Annotated in this window: 21 protein-coding genes; all 21 read left to right on the top strand. The window is 32.0% G+C overall.

What is annotated here, in order from left to right; genetic code table 11:
* Positions 1–28 precede the first annotated feature (28 nt).
* The 21 genes from P3X86_RS04270 to P3X86_RS04170 all read left to right on the top strand — a co-directional run bounded on the left by P3X86_RS04270 (position 29) and on the right by P3X86_RS04170 (position 17,666).
* The gene (locus tag P3X86_RS04270; protein ID WP_483291386.1) at positions 29–1,336 is read left to right on the top strand and encodes a flagellar hook-length control protein FliK; all 1,308 of its coding nucleotides are present in this window, start codon (positions 29–31) and stop codon (positions 1,334–1,336) included.
* A 15-nt stretch (positions 1,337–1,351) separates the two neighbouring features.
* Positions 1,352–1,720, top strand: coding sequence for a flagellar hook capping FlgD N-terminal domain-containing protein (locus tag P3X86_RS04265; RefSeq protein WP_483291385.1), 369 nt, complete (start codon positions 1,352–1,354; stop codon positions 1,718–1,720).
* Positions 1,721–1,748: 28 nt separating this feature from the next.
* A complete protein-coding gene (locus P3X86_RS04260; protein ID WP_483291384.1) occupies positions 1,749–2,150 on the top strand; it encodes a TIGR02530 family flagellar biosynthesis protein in 402 nt (133 codons plus the stop codon).
* Between the two features lie 75 nt (positions 2,151–2,225).
* Positions 2,226–3,596, top strand: a complete 1,371-nt coding sequence (locus P3X86_RS04255; RefSeq protein ID WP_483291383.1) for a flagellar hook protein FlgE — start codon at positions 2,226–2,228, stop codon at positions 3,594–3,596.
* Positions 3,597–3,652: 56 nt separating this feature from the next.
* Positions 3,653–3,865, top strand: coding sequence for a flagellar FlbD family protein (locus P3X86_RS04250; protein WP_483291739.1), 213 nt, complete (start codon positions 3,653–3,655; stop codon positions 3,863–3,865).
* A gap of 3 nt (positions 3,866–3,868) precedes the next feature.
* Positions 3,869–4,648, top strand: a complete 780-nt coding sequence (locus P3X86_RS04245) for a motility protein A (protein ID WP_483291382.1) — start codon at positions 3,869–3,871, stop codon at positions 4,646–4,648.
* Positions 4,648–5,397 (top strand): flagellar motor protein MotB, encoded by a 750-nt coding sequence (locus P3X86_RS04240; protein WP_483291381.1) that lies wholly within the window; start codon positions 4,648–4,650, stop codon positions 5,395–5,397. The genes P3X86_RS04245 and P3X86_RS04240 overlap by 1 nt, the downstream gene beginning before the upstream one ends.
* Positions 5,398–5,417: 20 nt before the next feature.
* Complete coding sequence (locus P3X86_RS04235; protein ID WP_483291380.1) at positions 5,418–5,831, top strand: flagellar basal body-associated FliL family protein; 414 nt, start codon at positions 5,418–5,420, stop codon at positions 5,829–5,831.
* 22 nt (positions 5,832–5,853) lie between these two features.
* The gene (gene fliM, locus P3X86_RS04230) at positions 5,854–6,849 is read left to right on the top strand and encodes a flagellar motor switch protein FliM (protein WP_483291379.1); all 996 of its coding nucleotides are present in this window, start codon (positions 5,854–5,856) and stop codon (positions 6,847–6,849) included.
* On the top strand, positions 6,842–8,101 hold the full coding sequence (gene fliY, locus P3X86_RS04225) for a flagellar motor switch phosphatase FliY (RefSeq protein WP_483291378.1): 1,260 nt from the start codon (positions 6,842–6,844) through the stop codon (positions 8,099–8,101). Before fliM ends, fliY begins: the two co-directional genes overlap by 8 nt.
* A 15-nt stretch (positions 8,102–8,116) precedes the next feature.
* Positions 8,117–8,479 carry a response regulator gene (locus tag P3X86_RS04220; protein ID WP_483291377.1) on the top strand — a complete coding sequence of 121 codons (363 nt, stop codon included), beginning with the start codon at positions 8,117–8,119 and terminating at the stop codon, positions 8,477–8,479.
* A gap of 4 nt (positions 8,480–8,483) precedes the next feature.
* Positions 8,484–8,957, top strand: a complete 474-nt coding sequence (locus tag P3X86_RS04215) for a FliO/MopB family protein (RefSeq protein ID WP_483291376.1) — start codon at positions 8,484–8,486, stop codon at positions 8,955–8,957.
* A complete protein-coding gene (gene fliP / locus P3X86_RS04210) occupies positions 8,954–9,712 on the top strand; it encodes a flagellar type III secretion system pore protein FliP (protein ID WP_483291375.1) in 759 nt (252 codons plus the stop codon). The genes P3X86_RS04215 and fliP overlap by 4 nt, the downstream gene beginning before the upstream one ends.
* Positions 9,713–9,726: 14 nt before the next feature.
* Complete coding sequence (fliQ, locus tag P3X86_RS04205) at positions 9,727–9,996, top strand: flagellar biosynthesis protein FliQ (protein ID WP_483291374.1); 270 nt, start codon at positions 9,727–9,729, stop codon at positions 9,994–9,996.
* A gap of 11 nt (positions 9,997–10,007) precedes the next feature.
* Entirely contained in the window at positions 10,008–10,793 is a 786-nt protein-coding gene (gene fliR / locus P3X86_RS04200) for a flagellar biosynthetic protein FliR (RefSeq protein WP_483291373.1), read from the top strand.
* A 5-nt stretch (positions 10,794–10,798) separates the two neighbouring features.
* Complete coding sequence (gene flhB, locus P3X86_RS04195; RefSeq protein WP_483291372.1) at positions 10,799–11,890, top strand: flagellar biosynthesis protein FlhB; 1,092 nt, start codon at positions 10,799–10,801, stop codon at positions 11,888–11,890.
* 10 nt (positions 11,891–11,900) lie between these two features.
* The gene (gene flhA / locus P3X86_RS04190; protein ID WP_483291371.1) at positions 11,901–13,934 is read left to right on the top strand and encodes a flagellar biosynthesis protein FlhA; all 2,034 of its coding nucleotides are present in this window, start codon (positions 11,901–11,903) and stop codon (positions 13,932–13,934) included.
* Entirely contained in the window at positions 13,931–15,031 is a 1,101-nt protein-coding gene (flhF, locus tag P3X86_RS04185; RefSeq protein WP_483291370.1) for a flagellar biosynthesis GTPase FlhF, read from the top strand. Before flhA ends, flhF begins: the two co-directional genes overlap by 4 nt.
* Before the next feature lie 2 nt (positions 15,032–15,033).
* Complete coding sequence (locus tag P3X86_RS04180) at positions 15,034–15,927, top strand: MinD/ParA family protein (RefSeq protein WP_483291369.1); 894 nt, start codon at positions 15,034–15,036, stop codon at positions 15,925–15,927.
* A 3-nt stretch (positions 15,928–15,930) separates the two neighbouring features.
* Positions 15,931–16,578, top strand: a complete 648-nt coding sequence (locus tag P3X86_RS04175) for a flagellar brake protein (RefSeq protein WP_483291368.1) — start codon at positions 15,931–15,933, stop codon at positions 16,576–16,578.
* Positions 16,578–17,666 carry a protein-glutamate methylesterase/protein-glutamine glutaminase gene (locus P3X86_RS04170; protein WP_483291367.1) on the top strand — a complete coding sequence of 363 codons (1,089 nt, stop codon included), beginning with the start codon at positions 16,578–16,580 and terminating at the stop codon, positions 17,664–17,666. Before P3X86_RS04175 ends, P3X86_RS04170 begins: the two co-directional genes overlap by 1 nt.
* Positions 17,667–17,669 lie beyond the last annotated feature (3 nt).

Raw genomic sequence — 17,669 nt, 5'->3', positions numbered from 1 at the left:
ATAAATAAACAAAAAAGGAGGTGAAAATATGAAGGTATCTAACAATCAAAATGCTTTTATGATGTTGGCATCACGAAGTAAAAAAACCAATCAGCCACAGCAAAAGAAAAACTCATTTGAAGAAATATTATCATCAAATAAAAATACTGCTTCAAATAATCAAGTAAAAGATAAAAAAGTACAGCAACCTGTAGAAAACAACACAGTAGTAAATGAAGAACCTAAAGATAAAGAAATACCAAAAAAAGATATCAAAGTTAAAGAAAGTACTGCAGATGAAAACTTGTCAGAGCAAGAAGGAAACGAAGAGCAGTTAATAGAAATAGAAGAAATTACACAAGAAGAAATCAATATGATTATGGATATGCTCGCAGAAGCTGGCGTAGATATTAGCAATCTTGATGAAGGGTTATTCGAAGAAATAAGTAAAGAAGTTGATTTAAAACAGCTTGTAGTGGATATTAACAAAATCACAGACACTACAAATATACCTAAACAAGATATACTAAACAAACTTACTGAGCTAATCAGTCAAAAAGATGGTGATGTGACTTTAGACAAAAATGAGATAAAAGATTTACTTTCAAAATTCAAAAAAGAAGTTGAAGTTATCAAAGTTGATGCGCTAAAAACTGGCAATATGAATAAGCAAGGTGAAATAAAGATAGTCGACTTAACAAGTCAAAGACCAGTAGAAGAAATAACTTCTATAATAAAAAATAAAAATGAAGTAAGTACAAAAAAAAGTGATGAAAATAAAGAAAATACAATGATGCCAGTAAAAATAATCAACATCAAAGAAAAAGCAAACATAAACAACAATCAAATGTTTATGAATCTGTCAAAAGGTACTCAGGAGACTAACCAAGAAATAAAAGCAGAAAATATTACAACAAAGAACATAGAGTATCAAAATATACTAGAGCAGGTTACAAAGGGCACAGTCAAGGTAATAAATGAAAATCAATCTATGATTAACATAAAGCTTAAGCCAGAAACTCTTGGGAATATGACTCTCAAAGTAGTAGTAGAAGAAGGCAAAGTAGTCGCAGAAGCAGTAGTAGAAAACCAAGCAGTAAAGAACATACTATTATCAAATATCCAGGAGTTAAAAGATAATTTAAGTCAGCAAGGGTTAGATGTACAAAAGCTTGATGTGTCAGTTGGAAAAGAAGGTATGTCTCAGCAAGGAAGACAGAACTTTGAAAATCAAGGCAAACATAAAACAGCTAAAAAAACAGTCAGAAGAATAGAAGATAATATAGCATCAGAAGATAACTACATGTCAATAGAAGGAATAAGCGATAGTTCTTCAAGTATAGATGTTATCGCGTAAAGGGGGGAGAAACTAATGCCTGTAAATAACGTATCAAGCAATCAACCAACAGCAACTAATCGTAGCACAAACCAAACTAATAGTAGTAAAAATAGCAGTTTGGGAGCAGTAGATAAAGATGCGTTCTTAAAACTATTAGTAACACAACTACAAAATCAAGACCCATTAAACCCTATGGAAGATAAAGAGTTCATAGCACAGATGGCACAGTTTAGTTCATTAGAACAGATGCAAAACTTAAATAAACAGGTTAAAGATGGAAACAAAGAAGTGTTAGATCTGCTAACATTCATGCATTTACAAAACAGACAGTGCTTTGGGAAAATGAACGAAACACTGACAGCAATAAAAGATGGTTTATCAAAAAAAAGCAAAACAGATTAATATCCTCAGCAGAAGTGAGGTGATAAAAATGAAAAATATAGATATTAACAGACTTAGGATTAATTCTTCTGGAGTACTAAGAAAGAATATAATCAATAAAGCAACAAATGGCAAAGCTACAAACAACACAAATAATACTAACTTTGATAATATACTTAACACATTTGTACAAAAAGATGGAGTAAAATTTTCAAAGCATGCTACAAAGAGATTGTCAGAGAGAAATATAAAGCTAAACAAAGATAACATAGAAAAGCTGACAAAAGCGATTTCAGATGCAGAGTCAAAGGGTATAAAGGATGCACTGATATTGATGAACAATGTAGCGTTCATAGCAAATGTACAAAACAAGACTATTATCACGACAGTAGAATCAAACAATTTAAAAGACAACGTATTTACAAATATAGATGGAGCTGTGATAGTTTAGCTGGACCTTAATTGGAAGCTAATCATATCTGAATGATAGAGGATATGACGCAGCAAAAAAAGGAGGTTATATAACATGATGCGTTCAATGTACTCTGGTGTATCAGGACTTTCAGTACATCAGACAAAGATGGATGTTATAGGTAACAATATAGCAAATGTTAACACAGTAGGTTACAAAAGAGCAGCAGCAACTTTTCAAGAGTCATTTAACCAAGTATTACAAAGTGGTAGTGCACCATATGCTGGAAGAGGAGGTACAAATCCTCAGCAAATAGGTCTAGGTATGAAACTTGGCTCAATAAATACCATATATACACAAGGAACAGCACAGACGACTGATAATCCAGAAGATATGATGATAGATGGACAAGGTTACTTCATGGTATCAATAGATCCAAAAGCAGAAGAAAAGTTTTATACAAGAGCAGGAAATTTCACTAGAGATGTATACGGTAACTTAGTTACTCCAAATGGATATAGAGTATTAGGTAAATTCATAGGTGGAGATGACTACGCTAAAGCATTGGGTATAACACCAGGTAAGGATTTAGATGGTATAAAAATAAACAAGTCTATAATGGCACCAGCTTCATCATCAGTAAAAGTTGAGGTTAGAGGAAACTTGGATTCAAGAACTCCAACTACTGATGATGGATCAACGCCATCAGTAGATGAGAGAGAATACAAAACAGATGTAATAGTTAAAGATAGCTTGGGTAATGACTATAAAGTGAAACTTACTTTTAGGAAACATGCTGATGTAAACACATGGCATTTAATTGATAACATAGAGGTAACTGACTTAGCTTCAGGAAAAGAACTTAAAAATGTAGCAGCGCTTGGTGGGGATGTAGAAGTCAAATTCGATTCATCTGGTAAATTAATTACAGCTACTCCGACATTCAACTTAAAATTTCCAAATACAGTTACAATTGGAGCGTCAGGACCTAAATTACCAGGATTCTTTGGTACAGATAGTGCAGATAGTAAAATAGCAATAGATTTTTCCAAATTAAAGCAGTTTTCAAATAATAGCGATGCAAAGGGTCATGATGTTGAAGTCAATGGACAAATAGGTAGATCAGCAGGCTCATTTACAGGATTTAATGTTAATGATGCTGGACAAGTAGTAGTTAGTTTTGCAAATGGTACAAATAAAGCTATATGGCAGATAAAGACTGCTAAGTTTGACAATCCAATGGGATTAGTTAAGCTAGGAGGTAACTTATACAAGAGCTCTCCAAACTCTGGACAAGCAATAATAGGTGTACCAGGTTCAAGTGGACTAGGTACAGTTAAAGGAGGACGTTTAGAAATGTCCAATGTAAACCTATCACTAGAGTTTACAGAGATGATAACAACACAAAGAGGTTTCCAAGCAAACTCAAGAATAATAACAACATCAGATGAGATGTTGCAAGAATTAACTAACCTAAAGAGATAAAACAGTCATAGGGGGTGTTTTATAATATGCCCCCTATAATGAAAAGAAGGGGTATGATGATAGTAGTCAATAGAATGAACAATGAGGAGTTCGTTTTAAATAGTGATTTAATAGAGACTGTAGAAGAGACACCAGATACAGTTATCACTCTAACAAATGGCAAAAAATTTGTAGTAAAAGATACAAGAGAAGAGATTATAGAAAAAGTCGTAAAATTTAAAAAAAGATGTACAATAAGTTGTACTAAGGCAGAAATAAGCGAGGTGTAGATAGTGGATATAGCAACTATAATTGGTTTTGCCAGTGGTATAATATTGATAGGTTGGGGAATTATGAGTTCCGGTGATTTAGGAACGTTCATGCATTCACAGTCGCTAGCGATAGTATTAGGGGGTACAATAGCGTCTACGTTTATAAGTTATCCACTAGCAAAGGTAATAAATACTTTTAAGGTTGTAAAGAATGCTTTTTTTAGTAAACCAGTTTCTCAGCAGAAAGTAATAGAGGACATAATAAGCTTAGCTAACATAGCTAGAAAAGAAGGTTTACTCGCACTAGAAGAGGCAGGAAATAAATCAGAAAGCTACTTTATGAAAAAGGGAATATTACTTATTGTTGATGGAACAGACCCAGAGTTAGTTAGAAATGTTTTAGAAACAGAGCTTAATTTCTTAGATGAAAGACATCAAGAAGGACAAAGCGTACTAAACACAATGGCTACTTTTTCTCCGGCGTTTGGTATGGTTGGTACATTGATAGGTTTGATAAATATGCTAAAAGAAATGAGTGATCCCTCATCAGTTGGACCAAATATGTCTGTTGCACTTATAACTACCTTCTATGGAACATTATTTGCAAACTTAATATTCTCTCCATTAGCCAATAAGCTTAAGGGTAGAAGTAGCGAAGAGATTTTAATTAAAGAAATGATAGTAGAGGGATTATTATCGATACAAGCAGGAGAGAATCCAAGAATTATAGAAGAGAAACTCATTACATTTGTTCCACCTAAAGACAGAGTAGATAAAAAGAAAGAAGCGGGTGAAGCATAATGAGAAAAAAGAAAAAAGGAAATAGCGTTGACAAGAACGCATGGTTAACTACATATGGTGATTTGGTTACGCTGTTACTTTGCTTCTTTGTACTGCTATATTCTTTTTCATCAATAGATGTGGAGAAATTCCAACAAATAATGAACTCGTTTCAAGGGTCATTGGGAGTTCTAGAGGCTGGTAAGATTCTAGAAGATGGTAACAGAGTAAGTAATAATGATCCACAAGATAGTGATAGTGAAATAACTGAAGAAGAAAGAAAAGAAAGAGAAGATTTTAAAATACTCAAAAAATACATTGAACAGTATGCAAAGCAAAGAGGTTTAGAAGATGAAATAAAGGTTGTAATGGAAGAAAGAGGGTTAATGGTTAGAGTACTAGATAATGTATTCTTTGATCCAGGAAAAGCTGATATAAAATCCAGAGCAAAAGAGATAGTATTATATATTGGGGATATAATAAATAAACCCAAATTTGCAAGTAAGCATATTAAAGTTGAAGGACATACAGATAACGTAATAATGAATACACCAATGTTTCCTAGTAACTGGGAGTTATCTGTTAGAAGAGCAACTAATGTGCTGAGATTGCTAGAAGGTGAAAAACATATTAATAGCAGTAGAATATCGGCTTCAGGTTATGGTCCTAACAGACCTATAGCACCTAATGATACTCCTGCTAACAAGGCTAAGAATAGAAGAGTAGACATAGTGATATTAAAATCTACTTATAGTAAATTTGAACCATAATAGATGTAAGGAGATGCATTATGAAGAATAATAAAGTATTGATAATGGCAATGGCTGCTTTGATAGTTATCTTAACAATTGTAGGAATAGTATTTGGAGTAATGTTGCATAACAGTAAAAATAAAGAAGAAGTAAAAGAAACATTTACTTATGATGCTGGAGAAGTGCTTACCAATCTAAAAGGGAGCAAGAGATTTATAAAATGTAGCATCACTTTAGAAATTACTGACGAAGCCTTAAAAGAAGAGTTTGGAAAAAACCAACCAAAAATGAAAGATACAATAACTAAAATCATTAGAAATAAAGGCGAAAAAGATGTTGAAGGTATGCAGGGACAGATTAATTTGCAGCAGGAAATGAAACAAAAACTTTCAGAAATATTTGTTACTGAGGATATAGCAAATATATATTTTAAAGAATTTATAGTACAGTAGGTACACAGAGGAGGTAAGCAATTTGACAGAGGTTTTATCACAAAGTGAAATTGATGCCCTGCTAAACGCGTTGGATTCAGGTGAGGTAGATGCAAAGGATATAAAGGAAGTAAGCAGTGATAAAAAAATTAAACCATATGATTTTAGAAATCCTCAAAAAATGTCTAAAGATCAGCTTAGAACATTAGAGATTATACATGAGAATTTTGCTAGATTACTTCAAACATTTTTTTCAGGATATCTAAGAACAGCAGTGAAAACTTCAGTTTTGACGGTTGACCAATATGGATACAGTGAGTTTAGCAATGCTATTTCAAACCCAGCTTTTTTAACAGTATTTAAAATCAAGCCTCTTCCCGGTGAATGTATATTGGATATTTCAACTAATCTAGCCTTTGCCATAATTGATAGACTGCTAGGCGGGGATGGAGAAAATGAATCGATAAAGAGGCCTTTTACAGAAATAGAAATAATATTATTAAAAAGAGTAGTTAACAAGGTATTGCTTTTATTTAAGCAAGCATGGGAGAATATATTTGAGTTTAATCCTAATGTAAAAAAGATAGAGACAAATCCTCAATTTGCTCAAATTATATCACCTAATGAAACTATAGCACTCATAACACTAAATGCAAAGATAGGAGTAGTAGAGGGAATGATTAATCTATGTGTTCCGCATTTAGTAATAGAGTCGATAATGGACAAACTTACAACTAGGTCATGGTATTCATCTAGGAATGCAAGAGAAGAAGTAGTTGAAAACAAGATAATAGAGAAAAGATTAAAAAACACTAAAGTGCCAATAGCAGCAAGATTTGGAGCAACGACTGTAATGATTAAAGATATCTACAATTTACAAATTGGAGATGTAGTAAAATTAGATAATTATGATGGCAAGAATATAAAAATTAACGTAGGTGACAACTTTAAATTTATAGGCTCGCCAGGCAGTGCTAACAACAAAATGGCAGTAAGGATTACCGAAGTAAAAAAGGATGGTGATGAAGCTGATGACTAGTGATATGTTATCTCAAGAAGAAATTGATGCTTTATTGAATGGTAGTTTAGACACATCATCAATAGAAGAAGAGAATAAAGTTGAAGAATTTGTATTTGATGAAGAAATAACACAAACAAATAAGCAAGAAGAAACAGACTTAAGTAACATGGAAAAAGATGCACTAGGAGAAATAGGAAATATTAGTATGGGAACCGCTGCTACAACGTTGTTTACGCTTCTAGGTCAAAAAGTTCTTATAACTACGCCAATGGTGGAAGTTACAACATTGGAAGATCTAGCAGCAACATATCCAAAACCATATGTGGCGGTAGATGTTAAATACAAAGTAGGACTAGTAGGGTCAAATATATTAGTGCTAAAAGAAAAAGACGTAAAAATAATCGCCAACCTTATGATTGGAGGAGACGGTAATGTAGATACTGATGTGAAAGAACTTGATGAAATGGATCTAAGTGCTATAAGTGAAGCTATGAATCAAATGGTAGGGTCATCAAGTACATCATTATCAGAAATGTTCATGAAAAAAATAGATATAGCTCCTCCATTAGCACATAGCTTGGTATTTGATGACGACAATATATTGGATGTATTTAAAATTGGAAATCAGCAGGACAAGATAGTCAAGATATCATTTAGAATGGTTGTAGGGGATTTAATAGATAGTGAAATAATGCAATTACTGCCAGTAGATTTTGCAAAAAGTATGGTTGAGAGTTTGATATCGGTGGATAATAATGACAAGCAAATCGATGATATAGAAATAAATGTAGAAACTGCTAAAAGAGGAATTGATAGTGAAGAGAGTATAAGTTATAATAATACAAGTAGTACTATTAACACTAATACAAGCAACATTAATAATGTAAGTAATACAAATAATAGCAGTAATACGTACCCAGATGGGCAACAAAGAAACGTTGTAAATAACACACCAGTTAATATAAGTAAGGTGTCTTTTGAATCATTTGATAGTGCACCACAAAATAATTATAATGAGGGTATTAATATGATTGAGAATATACCAATTGAGATCACAGTAGAGCTAGGTAGAACTAGTAGAAAAATAAGTGAAATCTTAGAATTTGGACCAGGGACAATAATAGAACTTGACAAAATCGTAGGTGAACCTCTAGAGATATTAGCTAATGGTAGATATATTGCTAAGGGAGAGGTAGTAGTAATAGACGATAACTTTGGAATACGTGTAACTGATATTGTTAACCCTTCAAAGAGAATAGGTAAAAATTAAAGGAGGAATTACATAATGGGTAAAAATATAATGATTGTCGATGATGCAGCGTTCATGAGAATGATGATAAAGGATGTTCTGACAAAAAATGATTTTGAAGTTATAGGAGAAGCTGAAAATGGCGCAAAGGCCATAGAGAAATACAATGAACTAAAACCTGATTTAATAATAATGGATATAACAATGCCAGAAGTGGATGGGATACAAGCAGTTAAAGAAATTAAAAAGATTAATGGTGATGCTAAAATCATAATGTGTTCAGCGATGGGACAACAAGCAATGGTTATAGAAGCAATACAAGCAGGAGCAAAAGATTTTATAGTTAAGCCATTTCAGGCAGATAGAGTCATAGAAGCTGTCAAAAAAGTACTAGGTTAATATGATGAAAAAAAAAGTTATAGGAATTTTATTGTTGTTAATCATCTCCGTTCATACAGTTGTTTACGGAGATGGTTTGACTAATGCTGATACTTATACCTATAGCGGTGGTATATTGAAGATAGTTACAGTAGTACTTGCTTTCATGGTAGTATTAGTACTCACATATTTAACAACTAGGTTTATAGGAAACAAAGCTAATATGTTTAATAGGAGTCAAAACATAAATATCATAGAGCAAAGAAACTTAGATAGAAATAATAAACTTGTGATAGCAAAGATATTGGACAAGCATTATATTTTATCAGTTTCAAATAACAATGTATCAGTTATAGAAAAAATAGAAGACGAAAGTGTTGTAAAAGTAATAGAAAAAAAAGAAATACACCAAAATCAGTTTAGCAAAGTACTAAAAAAAGCAATTGATAAAAAACTAAAAAGAGAAAGAAATGGCATTAACAAAGAGGAAGAACAATGAAGAAAAGACCATTAATTATACTTATAGTCGTTTTATTACTTTTTTTAATATCTACACAGGCATTTGCAAATTCAGAAATATCTGCATTTGGAAAGAAGATAACAATATCAGATACAGAGAATAAAGGCGGATATGTCACGAGTATAAAAATCATGATACTATTAACAATACTGTCATTTGCACCAGCGATATTATTGACAATGACATGTTTTACTAGAATCATCATAGTACTACATTTTATACGTACTGCGCTAGGAACACAACAAACACCGCCAAATAGAGTTTTAATAGGACTTGCACTGTTTCTAACATTGTTTGTAATGGCACCGATAGCAACAGATATAAACGATAACGCGTTAAAACCATATATGAAAGACGAGATAACACAAAACGAAGCACTAGATAAAGCAATTACTCCAATAAGAGATTATATGCTCAAATATACTAGAAATAAAGACTTAGCGTTATTTGTAAACATTGCAGATGTAAAAGAAGTGAGTAATATAGATGATGTACCAACAGTGGCATTGATACCAGCATTTATAATTAGTGAAATAAAGACGGCCTTTCAAATAGGTTTTTTGATATTTATACCGTTTTTAGTTATAGATATGGTTGTAGCAAGTACACTTATGTCAATGGGTATGATGATGTTACCTCCAGTAATGATATCATTACCATTTAAATTGCTGTTATTTGTAATGGTTGATGGATGGAATATATTAATAAAATCATTAATATTGGGATTTAAATAAATGGAGATGATAATATGGATCAAGGAGAGATTGTCAGATTAGCACAACAAACTATGATGACAATACTATCACTAGCAGCACCTATGCTATTGCTAGGGTTATTGGTTGGATTACTAGTCAGCATATTTCAAGCTACAACACAAATACAGGAAGCAACACTTGCATTTGTGCCTAAGATTGTAGCAGTACTAGTTGCATTTGTAGTATTTGGACCATGGATGTTAAATCATATTATTGAATTTACAGAGAATATCTTCAATAATATAAATGCATACATACATTAATGGAGAACAATATGAATTCTATAGTAGATTTAATATTAGACAATTATATAATTTTTTTAGTAGTTTTAATAAGGATATCAGGTATATTTGTTATATCACCAGTGTTATCAAGAACAGATATACCAATGCAAGCTAAGGTAGCATTCACAGTGTTTATTTCGGTATTAGTAGTATTTTTCGTTAGAGTAGATCAGCAAATTAATGTGACTTTAGCAAATATGTTTTATATAGTATTTAAAGAACTACTAGTTGGCATAACAATAGGCTTTATAAGCTATTTGTTCTTTATATCTGTATATATCGCAGGACAGGTAATAGATATGCAGATTGGGTTTGGAATGATGAACGTATTTGACCCACATAGTAATTCACAAGTACCTATAACAGGAAGCATGTATCATATTTATGCGCTGTTAGTTTTTCTTATGATAGATGGACATCATTGGCTAGTCAAAGCAATAGTACATTCTTACGAAGTTGTTCCAATAGGTAGTTTTATTATCAATGATGAAATTATGGATTTAATCTTAAGAACTTTTTCACAGTCTTTCCTTATTGGTTTTAAAATAAGTACACCAGTGGTAGCAACTATTTTTTTAGGTAATATTTTGCTAGGTATATTTGCAAAGACAATTCCTCAAATGAATGTATTTGTAGTAGGAATGCCGCTAAAGATAGTCATAGGTCTAGGTACAATGTATTTAATAATACCTGTGCTTTTTACAGTATTACAAAACATATTTGCAGATATGCAAACAATAATATATGACATGTTTAAACTTGTGGGCAAGGGATGATACCAATGGAAAACTTAATAAAGCTAAATTTACAACTATTTTCATCTGATGAAAAAACAGAAAAACCCACACCTAAAAAATTAGATGATTCAAGAAAAAAGGGTCAGGTTTTTAAAAGTAGAGAGTTAAACTCAGTAGTAGTATTAATGACATTGTTTGTAACACTAAAAATATATAGCAAGACATTAGGTGATACGTTACATAGATTTACAAAACTGATATTTGAAAATTACATGCTAGAGAAAAACGCACTAGCAGTTAGTGATATTAGAAAACTTTTTTTAATGATGATGAACGTATTCGTAAGAGCAGTAGGGCCATTTTTGGCTGTAGCTTTTATCGTGGGCTTAACAGCAAATTACTTACAGGTTGGATTTTTATTTACATTTGAGCCGTTAAAACCAAAGCTCAGTAGGATTAATCCATTAGAAGGATTTAAGAGAATATTATCAGTAAAAAGTGTAGTAGAGCTAATAAAAGCAAATATAAAAATATTTCTAGTAGGATACATAGCCTACATTTATGTAAAAGGGCAGATTCAAAACATATACAAATTATACGATATGAGTGTAAGCAACATTGCTAGGTATATAAGTAGTATGACTTTTGGCCTTGTAACTAGAGTAGTAGGGATATTATTAGTGCTAGCTATACTTGATTATGTATATCAAAAATGGGATTACCACAAGAACTTAAAAATGACAAAGCAAGAAGTTAAAGAAGAGTATAAGCAAATGGAGGGAGATCCTAAGATTAAGTCTAAGATAAAGGAAAAACAGCGTCAGATAGCAATGAGTAGAATGATGCAAGAAGTACCAAAAGCAGACGTTATAATCACAAACCCAACGCATTTTGCAATTGCGATAAAATATGATAAGACAATGTATGATGCACCATACGTAATAGCCAAAGGACAAGATCTAGTAGCACAAAAAATAAAAGAAATTGCAAGTAAAAATGATGTACCATTAGTAGAGAACAAACCGCTTGCAAGAGGATTATATAAAGCAGTAGAAATAGGACAAATAATACCAGAGGATTTATACTATGCAGTAGCAGAAGTGCTAGCTTACGTATATAGCTTGAAACAACAATAGGAGTGATATTATGAAGTTTGGAGATATATTTATTGCTATAGCAATAATTGCTATAATAATCGCTATAATAATACCAATGCCAAAAGGACTTTTAGATATAATGTTAGCATTTAATATTTCACTAGCGTTATTGATTATGCTTATAGCAATGTATACAGATGAGGCACTAAGCTTTTCAATATTTCCATCAATATTATTGATTACGACACTGCTGAGGCTGTCCCTCAATATTACCACAACAAGATTTATACTATTAGAGGGAAATGCAGGTTCAGTAATAGAAGCGTTTGGTAATTTCGTGATACAAGGTAATCCAATAGTCGGATTTATTATATTCTTGATTATAGTAATAGTTCAATTCTTAGTAATAACAAAAGGTTCAGAGAGGGTAGCAGAGGTTGCAGCTAGATTTACACTAGATGCTATGCCAGGTAAGCAGATGGCGATAGATGCGGATTTAAACTCAGGTCTCATTAATGAACAGGAAGCTAGAATGAGAAGAACCAAAATACAAAGAGAGTCAGATTTCTATGGAGCTATGGACGGAGCTACGAAGTTTGTAAAAGGAGATGCCATAGCTGGTATAATCATAACAGTACTAAATATATGTGCAGGATTTGCTATAGGTATGCTAACAGGAGGTTTAAGCTTAAAAGAATCACTAGCTAAATTCACATTACTTACAGTAGGTGATGGTCTAGTGAGTCAGATACCAGCATTACTAATATCAACAGCAACAGGTATAGTAGTAACTAGAGCAGCATCTGATTCAAACTTGGGACAAGATATATTAAAGCAATTATTCGGTGCGGAATCAAAAGTAATGTTCATTATAGCCGGGGTGTTAGTGACACTAGGATTATTAGGACTTCCTACGCTACCACTGTTCTCATTAGCCGTAGTATTTTTATTCCTTGGATATAAACAATACAAAAAGAAAAGTAACGAAAAAATTAATATTGAAGCAGAGGTTGAAGAAGCAGAAGTTGAAGAAATTAGAAGTCCAGAAAATGTATTGGGCTTACTAAAGGTAGACGAATTAGAGCTTGAATTTGGATACGCTATTATACCACTAGCTGATTCAAACCAAGGTGGAGATTTATTTGATAGAGCAGTAATGATAAGAAGACAAATAGCGCTGGAATTAGGACTGGTAATACCAGCAATAAGATTGAGAGACAATATCCAGCTAAGTCCAAACGAATATGCAATAAAGATAAAAGGAGTAGAGATTTCTAGAAACGAACTATACTTTGACCACTATCTTGCAATGGATCCAGGAATGGCGACTGGAGAAATAGAAGGAATAGACACTATAGAACCAGCATTTGGCTTAAAAGCGAAGTGGATAATAGAAAGTGAAAGAGAAAAAGCAGAGGTATATGGTTACACAGTAGTTGATCCTCCATCAGTAATAATAACACATTTGACAGAAGTAATTAAGAGACATTCGTGTGAGTTATTGAGTAGACAAGATGTTCAAATACTGTTAGACAACGTAAAAGAAGAACATCCAGCATTGATAGATGAGCTAGTACCAAAAATACTATCAGTAGGAGAGGTTCAAAAAGTGTTATCAAATCTACTAAAAGAACAGATTTCAATAAGAGATATGGTAACTATATTAGAGACTCTTGCAGATTATGCTCCAGTGACTAGAGATCCAGACATGCTTACAGAGTATGCTAGGCAGAAGCTCTCTAGATATATTACGAGCAAGTATGTAGATGATAATGTACTCAAAGTAGTAACAGTTGATAGTGAGCTAGAAGGTGTGATAATGCAGTCAATTACACAGAGTGAAGCTGGAACGTATCTATCTCTAGACCCTAATACAACACAATCATTGATAAATAGTGTAGCGGCTAATATACAGAGTTTAACATCAATGGGTATGATGCCAATAATATTAACAGCACCAATAGTAAGGTTATATCTGAAGAGATTAACAGAGCAAATATCAGAAGATTTTGTGGTGTTATCTTATAACGAAATTAATTCAAACGTTGAAGTGCAGTCGCTGGGGATGGTGAGTATTAGATGAGAATAAGAAGATTTATAGGAAGTACAACTAAAGAGGCAATGAATAAAGTTAAACTAGAGCTAGGATCAGAAGCAGTAATACTCCATGAGAGGAAGATTAAGAAAAAAGGGCTATTTAGCTTATTTAAAAAGCCATTCGTAGAGGTAGTAGTAGCGATAGATGAAAAAGGTAAAAAGAAAAAAACGCAGCACAAAGTAGCTGATGTGCAGACTAAAATAGTAAGCGAAAAGAATGAATTAAATAAAGAGATTAAAGAATTAAGAGATTCAATAAATCAAATGATGAAACAAATGAATAAAGAATCACAAAAAGTAGAGTTACCAGAATCATTGCTTTTATATTATAACTATATGATGGATAAAGGCGTTAATGATAATGTAGCATTTGAAATATTAAAAGACATAAATACAAGAATTAATATAACAAATAAAAACGATGAGCAAATAAAAAAGATAGTAGAATACGAGCTTAAAGAACATTTTGGAGCCCCAAAGCCAATAGAACTAAATGGAGAAACAAAGACGATATTTTTTGTAGGCCCAACAGGAGTAGGAAAAACAACAACAATAGCAAAAATAGCCGCTGACTATGCATTTAACCAAAATAAGGATGTAGGTGTAATAAGTGCAGATACATATAGAATAGCAGCAGTAGAACAGATAAAGACGTATTGTGAAATAATGAATTTGCCATTAAAAGTAGTATATCAAAAAGATGACATATATGAATCATTAGCATCATATAAAGACAAGGATATTATATTTGTAGATACAGCAGGTAGAAGCCATAAAGACACAAATAAAATAGATGAAACAATGAGTTTAATAAGAGAAGTAAAAAATAAAGAAATATATTTAGTCTTAAGTTCTACAACTTCTCTATCTACAGTTAAATCAATAATAAAGACATATAAAAATTTTGGAGAATACAAGTTAATTTTTACAAAACTTGACGAATGTGAGAACCCAGGAGTTATATTAAATACAAAATATTTGACGAATAACCCGCTTTCATACGTCACAACAGGACAAAATGTGCCAGAAGATATACAATTAGCTGATGTTACAACTCTTGTAAATACAATGATAGGGGGGTAACAATGACAGATCAGGCAGAAAAACTTAGGAAACTAGTAAAAAATTATGATAAAATAGAAAATAAGGAATATTTACAAAAAAAAACGACGAGAGTGATAGGTGTTACTAGTGGAAAAGGAGGAGTAGGCAAGACTACTTTTTGTATAAATTTAGCATTATCACTGATTAATTTAGGATATAAAGTACTGATAATGGATGCAGATATAGGTTTTGCCAATGTTGATGTCAATCTAGGAATAGTATCAAAACACACAATAGCTGACATAATATACGGAAACAAAGACATAAACGAAATCATAATAAATGGACCTAATAAATTGAAGATAATAGCGGGAGGCTCAGGAATATATGAGCTAATGCATTTAGATAAAAAAATGGTAGAGAGGCTTTCTGAGCAATTGTTAACACTAGAAAAAACAGTAGATTTTATAATCATAGATACAGGAGCAGGTCTTTCTGAGACGAGCCTTAGTTTTCTGAAATCAGCACAAGAAGTAATAGTGCTAACAACACCAGAGCCACCTTCCATAACAGATTGTTATGCTCTAATAAAAACACTAGTAAGGTATAACATAAAAGAATTTAACGTTGTTATAAACAGAGTAGAGGATAAGAAAGAAGGATACATAGTTTATAAGAAGCTCCAAACGGTAGCAGATAGATTTTTAAGTGCAAAAATCAACAACTATGGATACATTATAGATAGTAAAATTGTTTCAAAATCCATAATGGAGCAAGTTCCTTTTATCATAAAATACCCGAGAGTGAATATATCTAAAAATCTAAACGAAATTGCAACGAATGTAATAAACAACACAACATATCAAGAGCAAAAAAGAGGATTTTCACAATTTATGAATAAATTTAAAAGTTTTATAACAAAAGGAGGATTTTAAATTTTGTTGTACAATGATTTTGAAATTGGTCAAAATATAACTTTAGTAAAGGAATATAAAGATACAGACGAATATATAAGTCAGATTGTTGATATCATAGATGAAGTAACATATAAGATACTGATACCAATGAGAAAAAGTAAAACCATACCTCTTTATGAAGGAAACTTAATAACAGTTAGATACTATGTGCCTGAAAAAGGGAGATTTTCATTTAAAGCAGTAGTATTAAAGAAATTAGAAAATGATTTTGAAGTAATAATAGAAAATCTAGGAGAAGAGAGAAGACTTCAAGAAAGGAATCATTATAGATTACAAGTAGAACTAGAAATGAGAAAAGAATACAGAGAAAATGAAAACGAAGTAAAGATAGAGATAGTAAAAACAAAAGATATAAGTGGCAATGGAGCTAAGATATTAAGCAATTATAAACATAAATTAGGGGATGAAATATATTGTGAATTAAATATAGAGAGTCTTTTGATAAAAAGCAAGGCAAAAGTAATCAGAGTAGATGACCTAACAGAAAACAATAAATACCAATATGCAATAGGTTTAGAGTTTATTGATATAAGTAAAAATGCAAGAGATCAAATAGTTAAGTTTATATTTAAAAGACAGCGTGAGATGAGAAAAAAAGGAATGATATGATGAGCATAAAAGTTTTTATAATAGACGATTCAGCATTTATGCGAAGAATCATAAATGACATATTGATAACAGATAGCGATATAGACGTTATAGGCTATGCGAGAAATGGACAAGAAGCGTTAGAAAAATTAAAAAATTTAAAACCAGATGTCATAACACTTGACGTTGAAATGCCTATATTAGATGGAATAGAGACTCTAAAACTACTGATGAAAACATATAGCAATATACCAGTAGTTATGCTAAGTTCACTTACTCAATCAGGAGCAGATATGACAATGAAAGCACTGGAAATTGGAGCAGTGGATTTTATAGCAAAGCCGAAAAGCATTTTTAATATGGATGAACAGCAGAAAAAAATTGAAATAATTAATAAAGTAAAAGTGGCTTCATATGCAAAGGTAAATGTAGCAGAGAGTATAGAAAAAAAAGAGCAAACTAGCTACATAAAGCCTAGAGTAAAGAAACCTATATCGACAACTACAAAGTTTACAAATATAAAGAGTACAAAATACAGTAATATAGTAGCGATAGGAACATCAACAGGAGGGCCAAGAGCACTTCAGGCTATACTTCCTAATATACCCCAAGACGTAGATGCAGCAATTGTGGTAGTACAGCATATGCCACCACAATTTACCAAATCACTAGCAGGTAGGCTCAATTCATTATCACATATAGTTGTTAAAGAAGCTGAAGACGGAGAAATATTAAAAAGAGGACACTGCTATATAGCACCTGGAGATTTTCATATGACAATAATAAAAAAAAGCAGTGTAGATTTATATATTAAATTAAATAGGCATGAAAAAGTTTCAGGACATAGACCATCAGTAGATGTAATGATGGACTCGGTATCATTGATTAATAATTATAAGAAGATAGGAGTTATATTAACAGGTATGGGTGGTGATGGTGCAAAAGGAATTAAAAAGATAAGGAATAACAGTGGCTATACAATTGCTCAAGACGAAAGTAGCTGTGTAGTGTTTGGTATGCCAAAAGTTGCAATTAAAAACAATGCTATAGATAAAATATTATCTTTAAATAAAATAGCCGATGAAATAATAACTAACGTGGGGGTGTAAAAC

This window comes from Abyssisolibacter sp. ZYX002, assembly GCF_056892235.1.
The sequence above is the reverse complement of the archived record's forward strand: the minus strand, read 5'-3'. Positions and strand labels throughout refer to the sequence as shown.